The sequence below is a fragment of the Paraburkholderia sp. J12 genome (genome assembly GCF_905220215.1).
In the GTDB taxonomy this organism is placed as follows: Bacteria; Pseudomonadota; Gammaproteobacteria; order Burkholderiales; family Burkholderiaceae; genus Paraburkholderia.
The window spans coordinates 1-4,077 of the sequence record NZ_CAJMZC010000036.1 but is presented as its reverse complement, the minus strand read 5'-3'; the positions used below and the strand labels follow the sequence as shown (position 1 = coordinate 4,077).

Genomic DNA, 4,077 nt, shown 5'->3' with positions numbered 1-4,077 from the left:
GCGGTGCTGCTGCACCGCTACAGCGGGCAGCCGGATATCCGGGTAGGGGTGCCGGTGGCGAACCGCGACCGGGTGGAGACGGCGGGGCTGATCGGGCTGTTCGTGAACACGCAGGTGCTGCGCACGCGGCTTGAAGGGGGCACGACGCTCGCGGCGCTGCTCGGCCAGGTGAAGGCGGCGGCGCGCGGTGCACAGGCGCACCAGGACCTGCCGTTCGACGTGCTGGTGGAGGCGCTGCAGCCGCAGCGCAGCCTGAGCCACACGCCGCTGTTCCAGGTGATGTTCAACCATCTGCGCGACGACGAGCGATGCCTGGAGACGCTGCCGGGAGTGTCGGTGCAGTGGGAGTCGCCGGGGGCGGGGATGGCGCAGTTCGAGCTGACGCTGACGACGGCGGAGGAGGCGTCGGGGGCGTTGTCGGCGAGCCTGGTGTATGCGCGGGAGCTGTTCGATGGGCGGACGATGGCGCAGTTCGGTCGTCACTATGTGGCGGTGCTGGAGGCGTTGACGGGCGGGGACGTGGGCACGGTGGCGGAGGTCGCGCTGCTGTCGGCGCAGGAGCGTGCGGGGCTGGTGGCGCAGGGAGCGCGCACGGAGCAGTACGCGGATGTGATGCCGGTGCATGAGCGGATCGCGCGCGAGGCGCAGGCTCATCCTGAACGGGTTGCGGTGGTATACGGCGAGGCGCAGCTGCGCTATGGCGAGCTCGATGAGCAGGCGAACCGCCTTGCGCAACGTCTCGCGAAGCTCGGCGTGGGACCGGAAGTGCGGGTGGGGATTGCCGTCGAGCGGTCGGTGGAGATGGTGGTTGGGCTGCTGGCGATCCTGAAGGCAGGCGGTGCCTATGTACCGATGGACCCGGAGTATCCGCGTGACCGACTGGCGTACATGCTGGAAGACAGCGGCGTGGCACTGCTGCTGACGCAGTCGTGGGTGCGTGAGCGGCTGCCGGTGGCAGAAGGCGTGACGGTGCTGGAACTGGACACGCTGGACGTGTCCGCGGAGCCCGCCGTTTCACCGCAGGTGAGCGTGCATGGCGAGAACCTGGCGTACGTGATCTACACCTCAGGTTCAACAGGACGCCCGAAGGGCGCACAGCTCACCCATCGCAACGTCTCGCGCCTGCTGACCGCCACGCATCCCTGGTTCGACTTCGACGCGTCGGACGTGTGGACGATGTTCCACTCGTACGCGTTCGACTTCTCGGTATGGGAAATTTTCGGTGCGCTGTGCCACGGCGGAAAACTCGTGGTCGTGCCGTACCTCGTGAGCCGCTCGCCGGAAGAGTTCGCGCAACTGCTGCGTCGCGAACGCGTGACGGTGCTGAACCAGACGCCGTCTGCGTTCCGGCAACTGATGCAGGTTCCGCAAATGAGCGAACCGGACCTGCCGCTGCGCACGGTGATCTTCGGCGGCGAGGCGCTCGATCCGCAAACGCTCGCTTCCTGGGTGCAGCGCTTCGGCGATGCGAAGCCGCGGCTCGTGAACATGTATGGCATTACCGAGACGACCGTGCACGTGACTTACCGGCCGGTGCGCGAGGCGGACACACAGGCGCAACGCAGCCCCGTGGGCCGCGCCATTCCCGATCTCGGGCTGTACGTGCTCGACCTCGATGGCAACCTCGCTCCGGTCGGCGTGGCGGGCGAGCTGTACGTGTCGGGCGCGGGCCTCGCGCGCGGCTATCTGAACCGGCCGGCGCTGAGTGCCGAGCGTTTCGTGCCCGATCCGTTCGATGCGAACGGTGGGCGGCTGTACCGCACGGGCGATCTTGCGCGCTGGACACAGGACGGCGAGCTCGAGTACCTCGGGCGGATCGACCATCAGGTGAAGGTGCGCGGCTTCCGGATCGAGCTGGGCGAGATCGAGGCGCAACTGCTCGCACTGCACGATGTGCGCGAGGCCGTTGTGTTGCCGCAGGAAGGACCGGGCGGCGCGCGCCTCGTCGCATATGTGACTGCGCGCGCGGATCATGCGATCGAGCCGCAGGCACTGCGCGCTTCGCTTGGCGATGCGTTGCCGGATTACATGGTGCCCGCGGTCGTGATGGTGCTCGATACGTTGCCGTTGACGTCGAACGGAAAGGTGGACCGCAAAGCGCTCCCCGCGCCGGAGTACGCGGCACGTGGTTATGAGGCGCCACAGGGCGAAACGGAGACAGCGCTCGCACAGATCTGGTCCGAGGTGCTGGGCATCGAACAAGTAAGCCGCACCGACAACTTCTTCGAACTCGGCGGCGATTCGATCCTGAGCTTGCAGATCGTCGCGCGTGCGCGCCAGGCAGGATGGCAGGTGAGCGCGCGGCAACTGTTCGAGCGTCAAACGGTGGCCTTGCTCGCAGCCGTCGCGCAGCGGGCGCAAATGCCGGAAACGGTCGACGACGAAGCCGGTGAAGTTCCGCTGCTGCCGATTCAGCAGATGTTCTTCGAACAGGCGATTCCGAATCGTCATCACTGGAATCAGGCAGTGCTGCTGGAAAGCCGCGAGGTGCTTGATACGGAGGCACTTGAAACCGCGTTGTGTGCAGTGATCTCGCATCACGGTGCGCTACGGTTGCGATTCAATCAGGATGGCGAAGGAAAATGGCATCAGACGTATACCGATGCACAACCGTCCGAAGTGCTTTGGGCCTGCGAAGTTACCGGTACCGACGACATCGAAGCGCGCTGCAACGAAGCACACCGCAGCCTGAACATCGAGACGGGGCCGGTGCTGCGCGCCGTGTCGATGAAGGTGGCGGACGGCACATCGCGGCTGCTGCTGGTAATCCATCACCTCGTAGTGGATGGGGTGTCGTGGCGCGTGTTGCTGGAAGATCTGCAGACTGCGTATGCGCAAGCGCGTTCGGGCGAAAAGCCGGTACTGCCGGCGCGTAGCGCATCGTATCGGCGCTGGTCGCAGGCGGTTGGCAAGCACGCGCAGACGCTGGGCGGTGAGCTCGACTACTGGCAGGAAGTACTGCGCACGCCTGCCGATATCCCGGTTGCCGAACACGGCTCAGCGAGTGAATCACAGCACGCAATCGGGCTCGAACTGACGCGCGAACAGACTCGCGCGCTGCTGCACGACGCACCGTCGGCCTATCGCACGCAGATCAACGACCTCCTGTTGACGGCGCTCGGCCGAGCGCTGTGTGCATGGAGCGGACGCGAAAGCATCCGCATCGATGTCGAGGGACACGGCCGCGAGGATATCGAGCAAGGTCTGGACGTGAGCCGCACGGTAGGCTGGTTCACGAGCGTGTACCCGGTGAAGCTGGAGCCGGTTGGCGAACTGGGTGACGCGATCTGCCGCGTGAAGGAGTCGTTGCGTGCGGTGCCGGGGCGAGGTCTGGGCTACGGGCTGCTGCGCTATCTCGGCGACGCGCACGTCAAGCAGGCGCTCGCATCGCAGCAACCTTCGCAGGTCGTGTTCAACTATCTTGGACAATTCGACGAGGCGCTGTCGTCGCGGACCGGTACCGACTGGCGGCTCGTCGAAGCGGGCGTCGGCGAGATGCAGGATCCGGCCGCGAAGCCGGCGCATGCGCTGAGTATCGACGGCGGCGTCTACGCCGACCGTCTGAAGCTGACGATCAGCGATGCCGGTGCCCGCTATCCGGCTGATGTGATCGAGCGGCTGGCCGCGGCTTTCCGTCGCGAACTCGAACAGATTGTCGAGCACTGCGCACAGGCTGCTCCTCGCGCGACGCCATCCGACTTTCCGCTCGCGCAGTTGACCCAGGCACAGCTCGACGCGTGGCCGGTTCCGCTTGCCGACGTTCGCGACATCTATCCGGTGTCTGCAACGCAAAACGGTATGTTGTTTCATTCGCTGCATACGCCGGGTGCGTATGTGAACCAGGTGCGCGTGGATGTCGATGATCTCGACGCTGCCCGGTTCGCGCAGGCTTGGCGAGCGGTAGGCTCGGCAGAAGACATGCTGCGCACGGGCTTTCGCCAGATCGATGGCGCGTGGCTGCAATGGGTTGGGTCGAACGCTCAGTTAGCAATGCGCGAACTCGACTGGTGTGGCGAATCGCAGATCGCAGCGAAGCTCGACTTGTTGGCAGATGACGATCGCACGGCTGGCATCGAT

The 4,077-nt window shown here is 65.6% G+C and carries 1 protein-coding gene; it reads left to right on the top strand.

The genetic code is table 11. The features are described from left to right. Window positions 1–4,077: amino acid adenylation domain-containing protein (locus U5760_RS31460; protein ID WP_322016203.1), on the top strand; the 4,077-nt coding region annotated here is incomplete at both ends.